This is a genomic window from Candidatus Aquarickettsia rohweri (assembly GCF_003953955.1).
In the GTDB taxonomy this organism is placed as follows: Bacteria; Pseudomonadota; Alphaproteobacteria; order Rickettsiales; family Midichloriaceae; genus Aquirickettsia; species Aquirickettsia rohweri.
This window is the reverse complement of the sequence record NZ_RXFM01000155.1, coordinates 1-687: the sequence shown is the minus strand read 5'-3', so window position 1 is coordinate 687 and position 687 is coordinate 1. Positions and strand designations below refer to the sequence as shown.

The 687-nt window shown below is 30.9% G+C and carries 1 protein-coding gene; it reads right to left on the bottom strand.

The features are described 5' to 3' along the window. A partial coding sequence (locus tag EIC27_RS06890; RefSeq protein WP_153183787.1) for a class I tRNA ligase family protein occupies nt 1-687 on the bottom strand: 687 nt, incomplete at both ends.

Sequence of the window (687 nt, the reverse complement as noted above, 5' to 3'; positions counted from 1 at the left end):
ATCTTCATTTGTTTCAAAAACTTGGGTTCCAATATACTCTTTAACTGGATGCGTAAATTTCCCTGCACTATCAACTGGGCATACCAATTCTATATTATTTTTCTCACATAATACCTGATCATCTTCACCAAAACCAGGTGCAATATGCACTATTCCAGTACCATCATCAGTTGTTACAAAATCTGCATGAAGTATCTTAAAAGCATTTTCATGTTTTTTAAAATAATCAAACGGTGGTTTATATTTCAGCCCTATTAAATCCTTACCTTTTATTTTTTTTACTATATAATTACCTAGCTCTCTTTCATATTTAGATAATAATTTTTTAGCAATAATAATTGCAACTCCATCTTTTTCAACTGCTACATAATCAATATTTTCACCTACAGCAACTGCTAAATTAGATGGCAAAGTCCAAGGAGTTGTAGTCCAAATAGCAAGATGGATTTCTTTATAGCCTTCAATAATTTCATTTTCTTCTGAAAGCTTAAAACCAAGAGTTACAGCTTTACTATGTTTCTCTCTATAAGAATTATCTATCCTTGTTTCAAAATCTGAAACAGGCGTTTCACATGCCCATGAATATGGCATCACTCTCATAGATTGATATATCAAATCCTTACTATGCAACTCTTTAAATGCCCAAATTACACTTTCCATGTAATTTATATCCATAGTTTTATAATC